This is a genomic window from Streptomyces sp. NPDC096048 (assembly GCF_044763415.1).
Taxonomy (GTDB): domain Bacteria; phylum Actinomycetota; class Actinomycetes; order Streptomycetales; family Streptomycetaceae; genus Streptomyces.
On the sequence record NZ_JBIWGG010000013.1, the window covers coordinates 99,469 to 119,734 of the forward strand.

The 20,266-nt window shown below is 69.1% G+C and carries 10 protein-coding genes and 1 pseudogene; 6 read left to right on the top strand and 5 right to left on the bottom strand.

Annotation, left to right across the window (positions count from 1 at the left end):
- Positions 1-117: 117 nt before the first annotated feature.
- From ACIQ6R_RS31615 to ACIQ6R_RS31625, 3 genes are read left to right on the top strand one after another with little or no spacing between them, the layout of a single operon-like run.
- Positions 118-1,221, top strand: a complete 1,104-nt coding sequence (locus tag ACIQ6R_RS31615; protein ID WP_404225029.1) for a FecCD family ABC transporter permease — start codon at positions 118-120, stop codon at positions 1,219-1,221.
- The gene (locus tag ACIQ6R_RS31620) at positions 1,221-2,003 is read left to right on the top strand and encodes an ABC transporter ATP-binding protein (RefSeq protein ID WP_404225030.1); all 783 of its coding nucleotides are present in this window, start codon (positions 1,221-1,223) and stop codon (positions 2,001-2,003) included. The genes ACIQ6R_RS31615 and ACIQ6R_RS31620 overlap by 1 nt, the downstream gene beginning before the upstream one ends.
- 59 nt (positions 2,004-2,062) lie before the next feature.
- Entirely contained in the window at positions 2,063-3,088 is a 1,026-nt protein-coding gene (locus tag ACIQ6R_RS31625; protein WP_404225032.1) for an ABC transporter substrate-binding protein, read from the top strand.
- A gap of 572 nt (positions 3,089-3,660) precedes the next feature.
- On the opposite strand, the gene ACIQ6R_RS31630 is transcribed toward ACIQ6R_RS31625, so the two are convergent.
- Positions 3,661-4,245 (bottom strand): hypothetical protein, encoded by a 585-nt coding sequence (locus ACIQ6R_RS31630; protein WP_404225033.1) that lies wholly within the window; start codon positions 4,243-4,245, stop codon positions 3,661-3,663.
- Positions 4,246-4,614: 369 nt separating this feature from the next.
- Between ACIQ6R_RS31630 and ACIQ6R_RS31635 the strand changes: the two genes are divergently transcribed.
- A complete protein-coding gene (locus ACIQ6R_RS31635) occupies positions 4,615-13,647 on the top strand; it encodes a DNRLRE domain-containing protein (RefSeq protein WP_404225034.1) in 9,033 nt (3,010 codons plus the stop codon).
- A 98-nt stretch (positions 13,648-13,745) separates the two neighbouring features.
- Here the strand turns inward: ACIQ6R_RS31635 and ACIQ6R_RS31640 are convergent, their stop codons facing one another.
- Positions 13,746-14,837, bottom strand: a complete 1,092-nt coding sequence (locus ACIQ6R_RS31640) for a hypothetical protein (protein ID WP_404225035.1) — start codon at positions 14,835-14,837, stop codon at positions 13,746-13,748.
- A gap of 46 nt (positions 14,838-14,883) precedes the next feature.
- A pseudogene (locus ACIQ6R_RS31645) lies at positions 14,884-15,254 on the bottom strand (fic family toxin-antitoxin system, toxin component).
- 95 nt (positions 15,255-15,349) lie between these two features.
- Between ACIQ6R_RS31645 and ACIQ6R_RS31650 the strand changes: the two are divergent.
- Both ACIQ6R_RS31650 and ACIQ6R_RS31655 read left to right on the top strand, forming a co-directional pair.
- The gene (locus ACIQ6R_RS31650; protein ID WP_404225036.1) at positions 15,350-15,613 is read left to right on the top strand and encodes a hypothetical protein; all 264 of its coding nucleotides are present in this window, start codon (positions 15,350-15,352) and stop codon (positions 15,611-15,613) included.
- 86 nt (positions 15,614-15,699) lie between these two features.
- The gene (locus tag ACIQ6R_RS31655) at positions 15,700-17,850 is read left to right on the top strand and encodes an MMPL family transporter (protein ID WP_404225038.1); all 2,151 of its coding nucleotides are present in this window, start codon (positions 15,700-15,702) and stop codon (positions 17,848-17,850) included.
- Between the two features lie 205 nt (positions 17,851-18,055).
- Here the strand turns inward: ACIQ6R_RS31655 and ACIQ6R_RS31660 are convergent, their stop codons facing one another.
- Both ACIQ6R_RS31660 and ACIQ6R_RS31665 read right to left on the bottom strand, forming a co-directional pair.
- Complete coding sequence (locus ACIQ6R_RS31660) at positions 18,056-19,507, bottom strand: ATP-binding protein (RefSeq protein WP_404225039.1); 1,452 nt, start codon at positions 19,505-19,507, stop codon at positions 18,056-18,058.
- Positions 19,504-20,196: a response regulator transcription factor gene (locus ACIQ6R_RS31665; protein ID WP_404225041.1), complete on the bottom strand. Its 693-nt coding sequence runs from the start codon at positions 20,194-20,196 to the stop codon at positions 19,504-19,506. Before ACIQ6R_RS31665 ends, ACIQ6R_RS31660 begins: the two co-directional genes overlap by 4 nt.
- Positions 20,197-20,266: the final 70 nt, after the last annotated feature.

Consider the following 20,266-nt stretch of genomic DNA (forward strand, 5'->3'; position numbering starts at 1 on the left):
TGGTGAAGCTCCTGTCGATCGCCGTGGACTGCGAGAGGTGCTGCGCACGGCGCCCAGCGCCCGGGCCCGCTCCTTCGAACACGCAGGTGCACGGCCCGAGGCGAAAGCGATCCGCCTGTGGCCACGCTCCGCGACCGCATACCCGTCGTACCGCACCACCGTACGAGCGGCGGACCCCCGCAACCTCAGCGTGTCCCGCTGCCCCTGCTCGTCACCGCCCTGTGCGTCGCGCTCCCCGTCTCCCTGGCCTGCGGGGCGGGCATCGGGGCGTCGGGGCTCTCGTGGGGCGAGGCGCTGCACTACCTCTGGGCGGGGCTGACCGGTGGGGCCGTAGCACCGGACGAGGTCTCCTCCTACACCATCGTGTGGGAACTCCGCTTCCCCCGCGCCGTGCTCGCCGCGGTCGTCGGCGCCGGTCTGGCGTCCGTCGGCGTCGCCGTACAGGCCATGGTCCGCAACGCGCTCGCGGACCCGTTCGTCCTAGGTATCTCCTCCGGCGCCGCCGTCGGAGCCAACGCCGTGCTCATCTTCGGCGCCTTCGGCGCCCTCGGTGTCTGGGCGCTGTCCACCGCGGCGTTCGTCTCCGCGCTCGCTGCCATGATCCTGGTGTACGCGATCGCCCGGACCCCGCGAGGGCTGACGCCGCTGCGGCTGGTGCTGACCGGTACCGCGTTGTACTACGGGTTCTCGGCCGTGACCACGTTCATGGTGTTCGCCGCCGAGCACGGTGAAGCGGCCCGGTCCGCCGTGATGTGGCTGCTCGGCAGTCTGGGCGGTGCGAGCTGGTCCTCCGTACCGATCGCCGCGGGCGCGGTGCTCGGCGGCCTCGTCCACCTCGGCTGGTCGGCCCGGCGCCTGAACGCCCTCGCCATGGGCGACGAGACCGCTGCCGCGCTGGGCGTGGACCCCGGGCGGTTTCGCAAGGAACTGTTCCTCACCGCAGCCGCCGTCACCGGGGCCGTGGTCGCGGTCAGCGGGGCGATCGGATTCGTGGGCCTGATGGTCCCGCACGCCGCCCGGATGCTGGTCGGGGCGGACCACCGCCGGCTGCTGGCCGTGGCACCGCTCGCCGGCGCCGTGCTGCTGATCTGGGTGGACATCCTGTCGCGCGTGGTGCTCGCCCCGGCCGAGCTGCCGCTGGGCGTACTGACCGCCGCCATCGGCGTGCCGTGCTTCATCCTGCTCATGCGCCGCCGCACCTACACCTTCGGAGGCGTGTGATGCAGGTCGACATCGACACCGTCACAGTGGAGCTCTCCGGGGCGCGCGTGGTGGAGGACGTCTCACTGCGGGCGGGCAGCGGACAGGTCGTGGGACTCGTCGGACCCAACGGCAGCGGTAAGTCGACCCTGTTGCGATGCGTCTACCGGGCTCTGCGCCCCACGGCCGGTGCGGTACGCCTCGGCGGCGACGACCTCCTGACCATGAGCACGCGTGAAAGCGCACGCCGGCTCGCCGCCCTCCCGCAGGAAGCGGTCGCGGAGTTCGACTTCACGGTGGCCGAGGTCGTGGCCATGGGCAGACTGCCGCACCAGGGGGCGGTGGCCCGCGAGACCGACGCGGACCGGCGGACGTGTACCGCGGCGCTGGAAGGAGTCGGCGCCGGCCACCTGGCCCACCGCGGCTTCCTCACGCTCTCCGGAGGTGAGAAGCAGCGCGTCCTGATCGCCCGCGCACTCGCTCAGCAGCCGCAGGTACTGGTCCTGGACGAGCCCACCAACCACCTGGACATCGCACAGCAGTTGGAGGTCCTTTCCCTGGTGCGGGCCAGTGGGCTGACCGTACTCACGGCACTGCACGACCTCAACCTCGCCGCCACCCACTGCGACCTTCTCCACGTCATCGACGGCGGGCGGATCGTCGCCTCCGGCGCCCCCCACGACGTTCTCACACCCGCGTTGCTGGCCGACGTCTTCGGAGTCCGGGCACACCGGGTGCCCCACCCGGAGACGGGCGCGGTTCAACTGCTCTTCGACCGCCTCCCCTCCCAGCGGTCCGCCTAGTCCGCCCAGTCCGCCCAGTCCGTCTTCCCTGACCCGTCCTCGAAGGAGTCACCGCCACCATGCCCAACCTCGCACGCCCCGCCGCCCTCACTCTCGTCCTGGCCCTCGCAGTCACCGGCTGCGGTGCGGACGTCTCGCAGGGGGAGGGGAAGGGAGACGGCGCCACGGCGTCGTCGGGCAGCCACTACCCGGTCACGGTCGAGAACTGCGGCGAGAGGAAGACGTTCGACAGGGCTCCGCGGCGCGTGGTCACCAACGACGTGGGAATCACCGAGATCATGTTCGCCCTCGGCCTCGAGGACCACATGGCCGGATACGTCATGCCCGACGACAAGGGCGACCTCACGGCGGTGCCGTGGAAGGACGGCTACCAGAAGACCGAGTGGCTCTCCAAGGACCGGATCAACAAGGAACTGGTACTGGACGCCCGCGCCGACCTGGTCTTCGCGGGCTGGAACTACGGCTTCAACGAGGGCGAGGGTTTCACGCCTGCCGCGCTGCAACGCGTGGGCATCGACTCGTACCTGCTCAGCGAGTCGTGCCGCAACGGACAGGGCAAGGCCCGCGGTGTGATGACGCCGCTCGACGCGCTGTACACGGACCTGCGGAATCTGGGCAAGGTGTTCGACGTCGAGGACAGGGCCGAAACCCTCGTCACCTCGTTCCGCGAGCAGGTGGCCGAAGCCCAGGCGAAGGCTCCGAAGGGCGCCGACCGGCCGCGGGTGTTCCTCTACGACAGCGGCGAGGACAAACCGTTCACGTCCGGCGCCTTCGCGGGGCCCCACGACATCATCACCAAGGCCGGCGGCGACCACGTCATGAAGGACCTCAAGGACAGCTGGACCACGGTGGGGTGGGAGACGGTCGTCGCCCGCGACCCCGAGGTCATCGTGATCAACGACTACGGCGACGTCACCGCGGAACAGAAGCGGAAGTTCCTCAAGTCCTACAAGCCACTGGCGAACGTGTCCGCCATCAAGAACGACCGGATCGTCGTACTCGACTACGTCGACCTCGTGGAGAGCCCGCGCAACCCCGCGGCCATCGACTCACTCGCGGCGTCCCTGAAGGGCTTCGGCTCCTGAGCGGCGCGGCTCCCGGAGAAGAGAGCGAGCGCTGTCGGGAACTCGTCGGCGGCGCGCGGAGACTGCTCGTCCGTCGGTGCCCCACCGGGGGCGCGTATCAGGACAGGGAGTCGGACATGGCGGGAGAGGAGGGGGAGGTACGGGTAGCGGTGCCGCTGTACGACGGCTTCACCGCCCTCGACGCGGTCGGACCGTACGAGGTGCTGTGCCGGGTGCCGGGAGTGACGGTGACGACCACTCCCGCCCGGTCAGCCGCTTCGCTCTCGAACGCACCCCTTCCATCTTCGCCGCTGTCAACTCCAGCACCGTTTCGGCTTCACCAGGAGCGGCCAGGATCCGGTCCGCCTCCTCCTGAAGCTCCTCCACGGCCACCCGGGCCACGCGCTCCCGCTCCCGCTACTCCAGCAAACCCTGCACCTAGGCCGAGACTGGGCGCGGTGACTCACGGCTCCGTTTCCAGTTCCCGTCCCTACTTCAGCAGCGGAGGAAACCGACCACACTCGGTCGGGACGGCGCCTACTTCGCCCGATGGCGCTTTGACCTGCGTCTATGCCTGCAAGAGTGGCAAGAGGTCAGTTGGTCGCCTCGGGTTCCGGCGCGGGCAGGGGCGCCGAGCAGGTCGCCCGGCCGAACCCACCGCTGGCCGTGGCGCTCTGCATGTGCCGCCCGCGCACGGCGACCGCGCAGCGGACCTGACCGCCCTGCTCGCCCAGAGTGATGCTGATGACAGGGTTCTGACCGAGAGGCACCTCGACCGTCTCCTTCCAGGGCAGTGAGGCGCCGGAGACGGTCTCCGCCGTGCCCTGCTCGCTCACGCCCTGGTAGCTGAGGTCGACGGTCCCCTCGCCGGTCACCTCGTACGTCACCGGCGCGGTGGGGGCCTTGGGCTCGGCCTTGCCCTCGTCGCCGCCACGGACCATACCGAACAGCGCGACGCCGAGACAGAGTACGAGGAGGCCGACGGCCGCGATCAGTACGGAGCGGTCGGAGTGGGTCTTGTGTCCGCCGTCCTCGGTGTCGACCGGGGGAGTCCCGCCCTGTCCGTCGCTCCCGGCTCCGGCGTCAGCCGTCCCGGTCGTTTCGGGAGCGTCCACATCCGCCCCCGCGCCCTCGACGGTGGACGTGGAGGGCCCCGCCTCGCGCGTCTCGCTGCTCATCCAAACTCCCCTCGGCCGCAGGCCCGGACGGGCCCCGCCCGATCCAAGAGGGGTGGGGAGGCCCCTGTCAACCGATCCTGGTCCCCGGTCAGGGTTGGCCTGATCTCAGTGCGCCACACGCGGGAAGATCCCGTGAGGAAGAGGGAAAGCAGCAGGTCAGACGACAACTGCCATGACTTTCAGGCGAGTTGCGTAGATCGTCTGTGTGCTTGACATGGACAGGGTGTTCTTTGTTAGGAATCTCGGCTGCCAACTGCCAACCGGCAGATGGTCCTTGGTTCCTTCGAAGGGAAACCGATGCACAGACCACGGGCCGTAAGGCTCTTGGCCTCGAGTGCGGCCCTGGCGGTCCTCGCGACCGTCGCACCCATGACACCGGCGTTCGCGGCACCACCCGACACGGGGCGACTCGCCGACAGCCTTCGCGGTCTATTCGCCGACGGGGACATCGAACCTGCCGATCCGCCAGAGCTCCCCGACACCGATGTACCGGCCAGTGACCAGCTCGCCAAGGCGAAGGACACGCCAAAGGCCAAGCGTGTCGAGGAGCTGACGGGCCGGCGGACGCCGTACTCCCGTCACTGGCGCATGTCGGACGGGCGGATTCAGTCCGAGGTGTCGGCCATGGCCACCGCCTACGAGACGGGCAAGGGCGAGGACTCCGAGTGGAAGCCGATCGACACCGCGGTCACCGGCACCGACCGCAAGGGCTTCGAGAAGGCGAACACCACCAACCTAGCCCGTACCTACTTCGGCTCACGCCCCGGTGAGCTGGTCCGTTTCGAGCTCGACGAGGGCCACTGGGTCGCCATCGGCCTCAAGGACGCGGGTGCCGCGAAGCTGACGCCGGCGGTCGACGGCAACAAGGTCACCTACCAGGACGCCCTGGGCCAGGGGATCGATCTCTCCTACACGGTCGGCAACGGCAGCGTGAAGGAAGACATCGTCCTCAACGAGCGTCCGAAGGGCACCCCCTCCTTCGAGTTCACGCTCACCACGGGCGGCCTGACCGCGAAGTCGGAGAAGAACGGCACCATCTCGCTGTATGGCGAGAACTCCCCCGTCGGCGCTCCCGCGCTGGTGATCCCCGCACCGTTCATGACGGACGTGAAGAAGGACGCCGGCTCCGCGTACGGCACCACCGGCTCCGACGCCGTCCGCCAGGCGCTGTCCGGCAAGGAGGGCTCGTACGGCATCAGTCTGAAGCCGGACGCCGAGTGGCTGGCGGCGCCGGAGCGCCAGTACCCGGTGACGGTCGACCCGACCGTCACGATCGCGCCGACTCCGACGCAGTCCGCGGACGCGATGATCTCCTCGGACGACCCCAGCGCCAACTATGCGGACCTCTGGCGCCTTTCGGTCGGCAACACCAGCACCGGGACTTCGCGTGCGCTGCTGAGGTTCGGGCTGTCCGGCATACCCGTCGGCACGCAGCTGGATTCGGCCGAACTGAATCTGTACTACGACCAGACGCACACCACCGGCGCCACCGAGGTCCAGCTGGAGGCGCACCGCGCCACCACGGCCTGGACCGAGACGGGCGCGACCTGGAACAGCGCCAAGGACATCACCGGGGAGCTGTCCGGTACGTCGGTCCTCGTCGACGACGGCGACTCCGGTACCACAGCCGCCCAGGGCGCCTGGCCCACATCGGGCAACACCGCGTACACCCAGTACGCGGTCGGGCAGGACTACCGGTACAACAAGGACACCACGGCGGGTGACACGTACACCTGGCGGCCGAGCCTCCCCGAGGACGGCGAGTACCAGGTCGACGTGCACTACGTCCCGGCCTTCGACCGCGCCGCCGACGCGCCCTACACGGTGACGTACGACGGCGGCTCCAAGACCTACCAGGTCGACCAGCGGGCAGGAACCGAGGGTGTCTGGAAGTCGCTGGGCAAGCACCCCTTCCAGGCCGGCACCACCGGCCAGGTCGTGCTCGGTGACGGCCCCGCCTCGACCTCCACATCCGTCCTTGCGGACGCGGTGCGCTTCACCAAGGGCGGTGTGGTCACCAAGCAGCCGCAGGAGGTCAACACCTGGCATGCCTTCCCGGTGACCAAGACGGTCCAGCAGTGGCTCGACGGAACCTACGAGAACCACGGCTTCGTGGTGAAGGCCGCCGACGAGTCCGCGAGCGCCCCCAAGGGCGGCCCGCGGTACGAGGCCGCGGAGTACGGCTACAAGGGCGAGGCCGCCAACTACCCGAAGCTGGTCCTCACCTGGGGCGACCAGGGTGTCGACGTCAACCCGCCGAAGGTCATCCACTCCACCGGTGCCGAGCTGAGCTGGCCCGCGTACACCGACCCGTCGACCTCGCCGGGCGACGACATCGTCGAGTACCAGGTCCATCGCAGCGTCTTCCAGCACTTCACGCCGTCCTCGCAGACCCTGGTCTCCCCCGTCGCCAGGGACACCCGCGCCTACACGGACACCTCGGCCCGGCCCACCCCGGCCGACTCCGCCGAGGAGTTCGGTGACGCGTACTACTACATGGTCGCGGTGAAGACCCGCAGCGGGCAGGTCCTCCCGTCCGCCACGGAGCTGGTGCGTCTGCCCAAGGCCGGACGCACCACGGTGGTGCTGCAGTCCGGGCAGAGCGACACCACGCTCGCCTCGGCGGAGCCGTCCACCGGTCACGACACGCTCACCGACGCGGGCGTCGACCACCCGTGGCTTTCGGTGGGCAACAACTCGGCCACATACGGCACCACCCGTGCCGCGCTGAAGTTCCCCGCCGTCAGCGAGATCCCGGGCAACGCCCGGGTCCTCGAGGCGCAGCTGAACATGTGGGGCTTCCAGACCACGACCGACTCGAACGGCGCGGTCTACGAGGCCCGCGCCCTGACGCGCGACTTCGACGAGGCGACCGCGTCCTGGACGAAGGCGGACGCCACCACCTCGTGGACGACAGCCGGTGGTGACATGGACGCCGCCGTCTCCGACACGGTGGGCACAGTCACCAACGACCCGGCACGGCAGTCGTGGTACATCACCTCACTGGCACAGAGCTGGGTCTCGGACCCCGCCGGCAACCACGGCGTGGCGGTCAGGCTGCGCGACGAGTCGACGGCCGGCCCGCGCGAGCGGACGCTGTTTCTCTCCTCCGAGGCCGAGGAGCCCCAGCTTCGCCCGCAGTTGGTCGTCACATACCTGACGAAGTCGACGGAGGCGACGTACCACGCCCCGTACACGCCGTCCCGGATGATCCCGGGTGACGAGTACACAGTCGACGTCACCCTCACCAACACCACCACCGGCGTCTGGACGGCGGGCGACCACGCGCTCTCCTACACCTGGTCGCTCCCGGACGGCACCGACGCCACCACCGGCGGCAATCAGCTTCAAACAGCGCTGCCGGACGAGGTCCTGCCCGGCGACTCGGTCACCGTGCCGGCCAGGCTGAAGGCCCCGATCAACTCGGACTCCGGCAACAAGCGCCTGGACTACGTGCTGAAGTGGGGCCTGAAGAACACCGCGACCGGCACCTGGCTGTCCGACAGTGACGGCATCGCCCCGCTGGCGCAGAACGTCCGCACGGAGGACCCGACCTCCAACCAGCTCGGTCTGGAGAAGTTCTACTCCTACGCGGGCAAGAACACGGGCGCGGGTTCGTCGCTGATGACGAATCTGTACGCGGGCAACAGCGTCTGGCAGTACAACGCGTTCTCCAACCCGGGCCGCGGTGTCACCACCTTCGCCCGGTTCGCGTACAACTCCCAGGACACCTCCGACACGGTCCTCGGCCACGGCTGGTCGGCCCAGGCCGCGATGCCGCTGCGCCTGGGCGCCGCGCTGGACTTCCACCCCAACCCGAAGCCGACCGAGGTCACCCTCCCCGATGGTGACGGCACCGCCCACGTCTTCCGCAAGCAGGCGGACGGGACGTGGCTGGCACCGGCGGGTGTGCACTACCTGCTGCGGCAGGGCACCGGCGTGGACTGCACCCCGGACAAGGACGGCGACCCGAGGGCCTGGTCGCTGACCCGACCGGACCGCACCCAGTTCTTCTTCGACTGCGACGGCTACCTGACGTCGATCGTCGACAAGAACGGCAACACGCAGACGTACACGTACGCCGAGCGCAAGTCGAACAACAAGCCGGTCAAGTTCCTCACCTACATCGAGGACCCGGCCGCGCGTCAGTCGCTCACGGTCGAGTACTACACGAAGGCCGACACCAGCAGCCCGAAGATCATCGACCACGTCAAGTCGATGACCGACATCTCGGGACGGAAGGTCACCTTCGAGTACTCCGACAAGGGCCTGCTCACCACCCTCACCGACGGTACGGGCAGCGCGCAGCCCAAGGTGTTCCGCTTCACGTACGACATGGAGCAGGGCAACAAGAACGCCAAGCTGGTCAAGGTCACCGACCCGCGCGGCAACTCCACCTCGCTGGACTACTACTACCCGAGCGAGGGCGATGACCCGAAGTTCCACTGGAACACGCAGACGCTGACGGACCGCCTGGGCGGGACCACCGGCTATGTGTACACCGATCCGGACGGTACGGCGGGCTCGGTCGTCAACACCAAGGTGACGGACGCCGAGAACCACGACACGCAGTACGTGCTCGACGGGTTCGGCCGCGCCACCCAGATGACCAACGCCAAGTCCGAGACCACCAGGACGGCCTGGGACACCGACAACAACGTGACGCGCCTGGAGGAGGCCAACGGCGCGGTCACCACGTGGAAGTACGACACCACCACCGGTTATCCGCTGGAGATGAAGGATGCCGAGGCCAACAAGAACGGCACCGCGGCACAGACCCTCACATACTCCTACGGGCTCGACGGCCATATCGCGGACCTCTTCGAGAAGAAGTCCCCGGAGGGCCGCACCTACCGGTTCGGCTACGACACCAAGGGCAACCTGACCTCGGTCACCGACCCCAAGGGCGTCGCATCCGCCGCCGACGGCGACTACACCTCGCGCACGGAGTACGACGCGCTGGGCCAGGTCGTCAAGGAGACCGACGCCAACGGGCACGCCACGCGGTACGGCGAGTTCGCGCCGGCCGGCTACCCGATGACCATCACGGACGCGGCCGGTCACCCCTCCCACTTCGTCTACGACGTGCGAGGCAACGTCACCAAGGTGACCAATGCCCAGGGCGCCGAGGTCACCCAGACCTATGACGTGTTCGGCAGGCCGCTGGAGAAGCGCGAGCCCAAGGACCAGAAGGCAGACGAGTTCATCGTCACGCCGGAGCCGGTCTACGACGCCAACGACAACATCACCAAGGCCTTCGCCCCCAACGGGACGCAGACCACGGCGGTGTTCGACAAGGCGGACCAGCGGATCGAGTCGGTCAAGCCGTCCGACGAGCCCGGCGGTCCGGCGCGCAGGTCCACCTCCGTCTACGACAAGGTCGGCAACCTCGTCTCCGGCACCGGCGCACAGGGCAACCTGACGGCGACCGAGGGCGACTACACCGCCACCACCACGTTCGACGCGATCTACCAGCCGATCGAGATGGTGGACGCCGAGGGCAACAGGGCGACGGTGGAGTACGACAACGTCGGCAACGTCGTCAAGGTCGTGGACGCGCGCAAGAACGCCACCGCGGACGCCGACGACTACACCACGCGCTACGAATACGACCTGAACCACCGGGTCAAGCGCACGGTCGACGCCCTGGAGTGGGCCACCTCGGTCCGCTACGACAAGGACGGCCTCCAGATCGCGCAGACCGACGCGGAGGGCAACGAGTCGCTCGCGACGTACGACGAACGCGGCGCGCTCGTGGAGTCCAAGGTGCCGGTCAAGGAGGACGCCTCCGGCAACATCACCTATCGCACGACCAAGTACGCGTACGACCAGGTCGGCAACCGTACGAAGACCACCACCCCACGCGGCGTCGCCACCGGTGACGACGACGCGGACTTCATGTCGGAGACGGTCTACGACGAGCTGAACCGGGTCAAGGAGGAGCGCTCGCCCTACGACAAGGACGAAGTGCTCTACTCCTCACCGGACTCGGTGTTCTACGAGTACGACTCCGTCGGCAACCTGCGGTCGGTCTCGGCTCCCCCGTCGGAGGGCCAGACGGTCCGCAACGTCACCGATTACACGTACTTCGACAACGGCTGGACACGTACGGCCAAGGACCCGTGGGACATCACCACGGCCTACGAGTACAACAAGCTCGGCCAGCAGACGAAGAACACGCTGACCTCGGCGGGCGGCTCCCAGCAGCGCACCATGACCTGGGACTACTACCCGTCGGGCAACAAGAAGGCCCACTCGGACGACGGTGTGCCGGTCGGCAACCAGGTCGTCCTGGTGGACAGCTCGGACTTCAACAACATCGCGACCCAGGGCAACTGGTCCCGGACGCAGGCCGAACAGCAGTACGGCTATGACACGTACTCGCACCCCGCGGGCACCGGCACCTCGTCGCTGTCCTGGCAGTTGAACATCCCGCGGAACGGCACCTACGAGGTGTTCGTCCGCTACCCGAAGATGACGGGCGCCGCCTCGGACGCCAAGTTCAAGGTCGACCACGACGGCGGCAGCACCACAAAAGCCGTCGACCAGACCGCCAACACCGGCGCGTGGGTCTCGCTCGGGTCCTACCCCTTCGTGGAGGACGGCCCGCAGAAGGTCACGCTGACCGACGCCGCCAATGGCACGGTGCTGGCGGACGCGGTGAAGCTGGTCCGCTCGAACTCCGCTGAGACGGACGACGAGAAGAAGGACTTCACCTACAGCTACAACGCGAACGGCAACATGACCGAGGTCCGTGACCTCTCGCCAGGCGCGAAGATCGACACGTACAAGATCTCGTACGACGGCCTCAACCACGTCACCAAGGTGGAGGAGTCCGCAGGCGGCACGGTGAAGAACACCACCTCGCTGACCTACGACGAAAACGGCAACCCCGTCACATCCAGGCACGATCTGACCTGGACGAAGATCGAGTACGACGAGCGAAACATGGTCAAGAAGGTGACCAACGCCGATTCGCCCACCGCGGGCGATCAGCAGATCACCACGATGACCTACACCGGGCGCGGCCAGCTCCTGAGGCAGACCAAGCCCAACGGCAACACGCTCGACATGCGCTACTACCCCGACGGGTCGGTGGAGCAGTCGCTCGAGAAGACCTCGGGCGGCACCGTGGTGTCGCAGCACGACCTGGAGTACTCGCCCAACGGGCACCGCTCCAAGGACATCCTGAAGCTGATGAACGCCGATGACAACTCGGCCTACATCAACAACACGTACACCTTCGACTACGACCCGCAGGACCGCATCACCAAGGTCACCAAGAGCGGCGACGACGCGTCCACCGAGTCCTACCGCTACGACCGCAACAGCAACATCATCGAGCAGACGGTGGACAACGTCACCACCACCCAGCGCTACGACCGCAACCGCCTGTTGTCGGCGAGTTCGGGCGGGGTCACGTCCACCTACAACTACGACCCGCTGGGCCGGCTCGACACCGTCAGCACCGGCGGTCAGACCGTCGAGAAGCACTACTACGACGGCTTCGACCGTGAGGCGAAGGTCCGGCAGGGCGTGGGCGCCACCGCGGTGACCACCTCGTACGTCTACGACCCGTTCGACCGGACGGTCTCCCAGACCACCTCGGGCGACCAGGGCAAGACCACGGCGTTCACCTACCTCGCCATGGACAAGACGCTCGTGCGCGAGACGGTCGACGGCAAGGCGGACAAGGACTACCAGTACATAGCCGGTGGTCAGCGCGCCACGCAGATCAAGCACAAGGACGACGGCAGCAAGGAGGTCTCGCAGTACGTCACTAGTCCGCGCGGCGACGTCGAGGCGATCACGAAGGAGGACGGCAGGACCCGTTCCACGTACGGCTACACGGCCTACGGTTCGGACGACTCGTCCCAGATGACCGGTGCGGACAAGCCGGGCAGCGGCACCGAGGGCAAGAGCGACTACAACTCGTTCCGCTTCAACTCCTCGCGCTGGGACGGTGCCTCGGGCACGTACGACATGGGCTTCCGCAACTACGACCCGGGGCTGAACCGCTTCCTCACCCGGGACTCGTACAGCGGCGCCCTGGCCGACATGTCCCTGGCCACCGACCCGTTCACCGGCAACCGGTACGCGTTCGCCGGCGGCAACCCGATCAGCTTCGTCGAGCTCGACGGGCACCTGTTCGGTCTGTCGCTCTCGGACATCGGCCATGCCACGCTCGACGTGGTCGGCCTGGTCCCCGTCGTCGGTGAGGTCGCCGACGTCGCCAACGGCATCTGGTACGCGGCCGAGGGCAACTATGCCGACGCCGCGCTGTCGTTGACCTCGGCGATCCCGCTCGCGGGGTACGCGGCCACCGCCGTCAAGGCCGGCCGCTACGTCGAGAAGGGTGTCGAGGCGGTGGACTCCGCCAACGACGCGCGCAAGGCGGTGGACAACGCCGGAGACGCGGCGAACGCCGCGAGCGACACCCGCAAGGCAGACGGCGTGGACGCCCCGACGACGAAGTCGCCGGACAGCCCGCAGGCACCCGCCTGCAAGGTGAACAGCTTCCTGCCGGGCACCCAGGTCGTCCTCGCGGACGGCACCACCCGGGCCATCGAGAAGCTGGAGGTCGGCGACCTGGTCGTGGCCACCGACCCGGAGACCGGAGACACCCGGGCCCGGGAGGTCACCGAGACGCGTGATCACGAGGGCGCCAAGGACCTCGTCACCCTGACCGTCGACTCCGGCGGCAAAGGTAAGGCGCTCAAGCTGACCTCGACGGCTGCGCACCTGTACTGGCTGCCGGACTTCGGCACGTGGGCCCCGGCCAGGGACCTCAAGGCCGGTATGTGGCTGCAGACCTCGGCCGGTACCTGGGTCCAGATCAGTGCCGTCGACACCGCCCACCGCTCGGCCAGGGTCTACAACCTGTCGGTCGAGGGCGTCCACACGTACTACGTGGGGTCGGGTACCGCAGCCGTCCTGGTTCACAACTGTGGCTACAAGGACGAGGCGGTCAGGGCGCAGCAGCGCGCCCAGGAACTCGCCGGTCAGCTCCACTTCTTCAAGGAGTCCATGGTGACCGTCGCGGTCATCGGGGTCCGGAAGAAGGGCACCAAGGACATCGTCGAGAAGGTGGGCATGAGCTCCGGTCAGAAGGGCGACCTTCTGAACCTCTCCGACGGCCAGTCGTTCGTGCCCGGCAACCTGGTGCCCGGACGTGCGACCAAGAAGGGCAATCCCGCCTACGAGCACGCCGAGGAATCGGTGTTCAGGTGGCTCGAGGAGAACCCGGACTACGAGGTGCTGTACGGCGGCACGTCGAAGAACGTGTGCTCCGACATCTGCGCACCACTCGTCGAACAGAGCAAGATGAAGCTCGACGGTGAGGTGTTCGGCGGAGCGTCCGACAAGACCGACTTCCGGACGTTCTGGCGCTTGAGGCGCTAGGAAACACCGGCACCACCTCCAGTGGCGCCGCCGGACACGCAAGCAGGACGCCCGGCCGGGGAGCTTCCCCGGCCGGGCGTTCGCGTCGCGGGACGCACTCAGCTCGCGTCGGTCAGACTCCACAGGTGCACGGCCGCGCGGTCCTCGGCGAGGGTGGCCCACAGGCCGGGGCCGGCCGGCAATGGGCTGCCCGGTACCGGCAGGGAGTAGACGATCCGCCCGCGCAGGGCGAGTGTGCCCGGGTCCACGAGCCAGTGACGGGGCTCGGTGGTGTGCCCGTCGGTGCTGACGACGGCACCGTCCTCGTAGGGGTAGGCGCCCTCGTAGTCCCAGCGCGCCATGTCCTCACCCGGCGCGGGTGGCACGACATCCCTGGCGTTGAGGCGTCCGGTCTCCTGCGCGCCGGGGGACTCGTGCAGATACAGCGCCCACTGGCCGGGATCCGTGCACAGGAAGTGGCCACCGGACGGGCTGACGTCCTGCAGCAGTACCCCTTCGATGCGTTCGAGGCTCAGGTCCGTACCGTCCCAACGCCCCCACAGGGAAGGGGAGTCCTCATGCCCCTCACCGACGGTCAGTCCCATGTACGAGCCGTCGGGATGCGGGAAGTGTGCGGACGCCGAACCCATGGTCGAGGTCCTGGTCCGGCCGAGCACCGACCCGTCGGCAGCGTCAAGGACCAGCCACTCCTCGTGCGGCCAGTCCTGTGCGTGCCGCACATGGGCCCACACCAGCTTGCCGTCCGGGCTGAACGCGGCGGAACCACGGTCTGCGTGCCGATGCCGCGGGTCGTCCGCGTATTCCTCGAACGAGGCATGGACCGCCGTGCACTTGGCGGCGGACCAGCACCCGTGCGGGAGCTCCCAGTGAACCTTGCCTGTCCGGTCCACGGCCCGTACGGCGTGCACGCCGCTGAACACGGCGAGGTCGCCCGTGGGAGAGACGGTGACATCTCCGAAGGACCGAGGCCAGGGGGCGGGGAAGCGGAACTCGGCGCCGTGCCTCTGACCTGTCGGGCCGAGCCCGACCGTGGCGAGCTCGTCGTCCCCGCGCTGGACGAGCAGTCTGTGGCCGGGCCCGTAGTGGATGCGCGGAGCGTCGGCGTTTACGGCACCGAGGGGGGCGAGGACCGTGGCAACGAGGCGGGCCGTGTGTGCCACAGCGGCCGCGTCTATGGGATCGGTGGACATGGATGGCATGCTTCCACACCCGAGTGGCACCGCGGGGAGAGCCGCCTCAGGTGGCGGTTGGCCGGCTGCGCAGCAGAGTGGCGATCTTCCCGGCGGTGCGGCAGGGTCCAGGAGCAGGTCCCTGAGGGAGAGGGCGTCCTGGCGGGCGGGTTTGACGGTGATCCCGGCGGCCTCGAGGTACATCACGCCGGTGGCGGCGGCCAGGTTGGCGCGCTCCAGCCAGCGACAGCAGCTCAGGGCGTGCACCAGGGCGGCGGCCTTGGCGTAGGAGCCGTCGTAGACGGGCTGCTCGAACAGTTCGGCCCAGCGGCGGGCGACCGCCGAGACGGGGACGCCGTAGTGGTCGGGGACCGGGGCGTTCACCCCGGCGGCCTCGGCGACCTGCAGGATCCAGGGGACGTCGATGTGCGGGTTCATCAACGCCCGACCTCGCCCGTGCCGGACGATCACGTGCTGACGATCTCAGCTTCGACCAGCCCCGAGCCCACCAACTACCGCCCACGCCAGAGTCTATGACCTGCAATGTCGATGCCGGCGAGCAGTCCGGGGCCCGGCCGCTCCAGCGCCACCTCGTCGACCGCGCGGAGACCCACGACGACGCGGCCGCGTGGACCGGAGGGGGCAACACCGTCACCGCCCGCACGGACCGGGTGGACATCGACGCAACGCTCATTCGGCCCGGCGGCTGTGCCGTCTGGGCCTTGTCCACCGGGCAGGGGCGCCACGCCGGCACACGGGGGCGTGCGCTGGGCACATGGTTCTGCCAACCGGCCTGAGCAGCGCATTAACGGTCGTCTCAGGTTCGCTCCGTAGGAAGTGCGCATCCAGATAGGTGATGCGACTCGCGTGTAGGAGGCTTGTGATGGCAGTCGACACTGCGCCGTCCGGTAAAGCGCCGGCCGGTCGGTTGGCAGGCCGGTGGGTGCCATGGTTGGTGATCGGCCTGTGGCTGGTGATGGCTGCGGGCATGGTGCCGCTGAGCGGGAAGTTGAGTTCGGTCACCACCGACAGCGCCGTGGACACCCTGCCGGCCGGTGCCGAGTCCACCAAGGTGGCGGCGCTGGACGACAGGCTCCCCGGCGGTGAGGACAGCACGTTCGTCTTCGTGTACCACCGGGCAGAGGGCATGACCGCCGCCGACCGCGCGACGGTCGAGCGTCACTACGACGCCCTTGCCAAGCGGTACCCGCCGAAAACGACGGAGGCGGGCGACGAGGACGACGAGGGCTCACCGACGAGCCTCTCCACCGACCGCAAGGCGATGACGTTCACCCTCGATATCAGCACGGCCTACGGCCCACCGGAGGAGCTCGTCGGCCCGTTGCGTGACGCCGCGAAGGACCGCCCCTCCGGGCTGGAACTCGAGGTGACGGGACCGGGCGCGATCGACGGTGACATGGATGCCGTCTTCGACGGCATAGACGAGCAGGTCCTCCTCACCACCATCGCCGTCGTCACGCTCCTGCTGATCCTCACCTATCGCAGCCCGGTGCTGTGGATCATCCCGCTGGTGGCCGTCGGAGCGGCCGCACTGACCTCGATGGGGACCGTCTACCTGCTCGTCAAGGGCTTCGGCATCGTGGTCAACGACCAGAACTCGGCGCTGCTGACGATCCTGGTGTTCGGCGTGGGAACGGACTACGCGCTGTTGCTCATCGCCCGATATCGGGAGGCACTGCACCACCATGAGAACGTCCGGGTCGCGATGGTCCACGCGCTGCGCGGCGCGGCGCCGGCCATCGTCGCGTCCGCGGCCACCGTGGTCTCCGGCCTGCTGTGCCTGCTCGTCGCGGACCTGAACAGCACCAGTGGGCTGGGCCCGATCGGTGCGGCCGGCATCCTGTGCGCGCTGGTGGCCATGCTGACGCTGTTCCCGGCGGTGCTCGTGGTGCTCGGCAGGCGGATCTTCTGGCCGGCCATCCCGCGGTTCAGCACGGCCGTGGAGGAGAAGCCGGGGCTGTGGGGGCGGCTCGGCGCTGCCATCAACCGCCGCCGGTGGGTGGCGACGCTCGGCTCGTTCGGAGTCCTCGGCGTGCTTGCCCTGGGGCTGGCGGGCAACACCGGCGCCCTGCGGGAGCAGGACCAGTTCCTGTCCACGCCGGAGTCGGTCACCGGCTTCACCGTTCTGCGCGAGCACTTCCCGGAGCTCGGCGGCCAGCCGCTGACGGTCTTCACGCGTCCGGCGCAGCGGGAGAAGGTGCTCGACGTCGTCGAGGACACCCGAGGCGTGGCCGTGGCCGTCCCGGAGGAGACCGTCGGTGGCTGGGCCAGCATCTCCGTGTTCCCGAAGGACGCGCCGGACACCGCCGCGGAGTACGACACGATCAAGCGGGTGCGCACCGCCGTGCACGCGGTGAGCGGGGCGGAGGCGATCGTCGGCGGGCCGAGCGCGGAGAACCTCGACACCGAGGTGACCACCAGGCGGGACGAGAAGCTGGTGATCCCGCTGGTGCTCGTCGTCGTCCTGATCATCCTCGGGCTGCTGCTGCGCGCGGTCCTGGCCCCGCTGGTCCTGATGGCCACGGTGGTCGTCTCATTCGCCGCCGCCTTCGGCGGCAGCGTGTTCCTCTTCGACACGATCCTCGGGTTCAAGGGTGTCGACTATTCGGTGCCGCTGCTGGCGTTCCTGTTCCTGGTGGCGCTCGGCGTCGACTACAACATCTTCCTGGCCAGCAGGGCCCGCGAGGAGACCATGCGCCTGGGCACCAGAGGGGGCATGCTCAAAGCCCTCTCGGTCACCGGTGGCGTCATCACCTCGGCAGGCCTGGTCCTGGCTGCCACGTTCGGGGTCCTCGTCACACTTCCGCTGGTGATGCTGGTCGAGGTCGGCTTCCTGGTGGCCTTCGGCGTGCTGCTCGACGCCCTGCTGGTGCGGTCGGTCCTGGTGCCCGCCCTCACCTTGCTGATCGGCCGGCGGATGTGGTGGCCGAGCCGGTTGTCCCGTCCAGCGGCGGAGCTGCCGGACGGTCGCCAGCCGCTCGCCGGCAAGGAGGAGTCCGCGCTGCAACGGTGAGCGCGGCGGCACGGACGGGATCCGGGACGGGGCTCCAGGCCCTGTCCCGGATCGTTTCGTGGGCCGGACGGTCACCTCCCTCCGGTCCCGCGCCACACGCCGGGGCCGGACTCGGCGCACCGCATCACCCTGCCCGGTCGGTGAACCGCCGGGAGCGTGGCCGAGGGCCGCCGTCCCTTGTCCCGCGCCGCGCCGCCGTGGCGGGTCAGGACGCCGCGGTGCCCTCCCCCGGGGTGAGCCGCGCGATCGGGGCGGGCGGGGCCGCGGCCGGAAGGTCGACCCGAAGCAGCGCACCACCGCGTGCGGAGCGGGCGACGGTGGCCCGGCCGGCGTGGGCGTCGACGACCCGCTGCACGATCGACAGTCCCAGACCGGATCCCGGCAGTCCCCGGGCGTTGTCGGCACGGTAGAACCGGTCGAACACCCGCGGTCTGTCGGCGGCGTCGATGCCCGGCCCGGCGTCGTCGACCTCGAGCACCGCCGACTCCTCCTCGGCACGCAGCCGGACCTGGACCGGCTGGTCGGCGGGGGACCACTTACCGGCGTTGTCGATGAGGTTGAGTACCGCTCGCTCGAGCGCGGCGGGACGCCCGCTCACCCACACAGAGGTCACGTCGAGCACCACCTCGATGTCGGGCATGCGGGATTCCGCCCGGGTCGCCGCGGCCGCGACCACATCGGCGAGATCGAGCACCTCGGTGCTCTCGTCGCTGATGTCACCGCGCGCCAGGTCGGTCAGCTCGGCGACCAGGGTGCTCAACTCGGACACCTGGGCGCCGAGATCGTTCAGCAGCCGGGTACGGCTCTCCGCCGGCAGGGCGCTGTCCAGGGTGCCGCGCCGATCGAGCCGGATCAGCAGCTCGACGTTGAGGCGCAGGCTGGTGAGCGGGGTCTTGAGCTCGTGGGCGGCGTCCTCGGCGAGCAGCCGCTGGGCCTGCCGGGAGTCCCGGAGCGCGGCGAGCATGTCGTTGATCGACCGGATCAGCCGCCGGATCTCCCCACCGCCCTCGTCCGGGATGTCGGCGTCGAGCTCCCGGGTGTGCGCGACACGTACCGCGGCGGCGGTCAGCCGGTCGATCGGTGCCAGCCCGGTCCGCGCCACGGTCCGCCCCACAAGAGCGCCGCCGGCCACGCAGAGCAGCCCGATCAGCAGCATGCCGAACCCGAACTGGTTGATCGGGCCGTCGTCGACGACGCGGGCCACCTGGACCGCGCCATCGCCCGCCCGCAGCGTGTAGATGGCGTAGCCCTCTTCGTCGCTGCCGTTCGACTCCAACAGGTCGGCCGACGCGCCCCGCGCCACGCGCCCGGCGTTCTCGCTGACCGGAGGCAGCGCGGGTTGGCCGGCCGGCGTCCGGATCGAGCCGTCGGGCAGGATGACCCGCACCAGTCGGCCGGATCCGGGATACGGCGGCAGCTCAACCTGCGCCGGACCGGCGCGCTCCGCGTGCGTCGCCAGGACGCGGGCATCGGCGCGCAACTGTTCCTCGACGGTGTCCCGCAGCTGCCAGGCCAACAGCTCGCTGGCCACCTGGAAGGCCACGAAGACACTCACCGCGATGGCAGTCGCCGCGATCACCGTCAGCCTGGCCCGCAGGGACCGCCGACGCCACCATCGGATCAGCCGGCGCGGCCCCCGGCCGGCGGTCCTGCTCACGGAGGGGTCTCCCGCAACGTGTATCCCAGACCACGCACCGTGTAGATCAATCGCGGTTCGCCCTCCGACTCCATCTTGCGGCGCAGATAGCTCACATAAACCTGAAGGTTGTTGGCCGTGGAGCTCATACCGAAGCCCCAGATCGCCTCGAACAGCGCGTCGCGGGTCAAGACCCGGGTCGCGTTGGACAAGAGGACCTCCAGGAGGGAGAACTCGGTCCGGGTCAGGTGCAGTGGCCGCCCGCCCCGCCACGCCTCGAACCTGTCGGGGTCGAGCCGGACGTCGGCGAACGACAGGATGTGCGACTCCTCGTCGGCCGGCGTGCGCCGGCGCAGCAGGGCCCGCACCCTGGCCAGCAACTCCTCGGTGGCGAACGGCTTGGGCAGGTAGTCGTCGGCGCCCGCGTCCAGCCCCGTGACCCGGTCGGAGACCTGGTCACGGGCGGTCAGCATCAGCACCGGCAGATCCCGGCCCGCGGCCCGCAGCCGCCGGCAGGTCTCCAGCCCGCCGAGGCGGGGCATCATCACGTCGAGGAGCAGCAGATCCAGCGTGTCACCGCCGGCCCCGACAACCTCGTCGAGCACGGCGAAACCGTTGGCGACGGTGCTGGTGTCGTAACCCTCGACCTGGAGCACCCGCTCCAGCGATTCACGGATGGCCACGTCGTCATCCGCGATCATGATCCGCACGCCGGCCCGCCCCCTTCCAGTCGATGTTTTTGCCGCTCATTGTCCGCGCTCAACCTGAGACCAGGATTAG

Bases quoted from the DNA above. Each gene is read 5' to 3' on its own strand.
- ACIQ6R_RS31650 (WP_404225036.1), top strand. From the start codon at position 15,350: ATGACCTGCAATGTCGATGCCGGCGAGCAGTCCGGGGCCCGGCCGCTC.
- ACIQ6R_RS31620 (WP_404225030.1), top strand. From the start codon at position 1,221: ATGCAGGTCGACATCGACACCGTCACAGTGGAGCTCTCCGGGGCGCGC.
- ACIQ6R_RS31655 (WP_404225038.1), top strand. From the start codon at position 15,700: ATGGCAGTCGACACTGCGCCGTCCGGTAAAGCGCCGGCCGGTCGGTTG.
- ACIQ6R_RS31640 (WP_404225035.1), bottom strand. From the start codon at position 14,837: ATGTCCACCGATCCCATAGACGCGGCCGCTGTGGCACACACGGCCCGC.
- ACIQ6R_RS31625 (WP_404225032.1), top strand. From the start codon at position 2,063: ATGCCCAACCTCGCACGCCCCGCCGCCCTCACTCTCGTCCTGGCCCTC.
- ACIQ6R_RS31635 (WP_404225034.1), top strand. From the start codon at position 4,615: ATGACACCGGCGTTCGCGGCACCACCCGACACGGGGCGACTCGCCGAC.
- ACIQ6R_RS31630 (WP_404225033.1), bottom strand. From the start codon at position 4,245: ATGAGCAGCGAGACGCGCGAGGCGGGGCCCTCCACGTCCACCGTCGAG.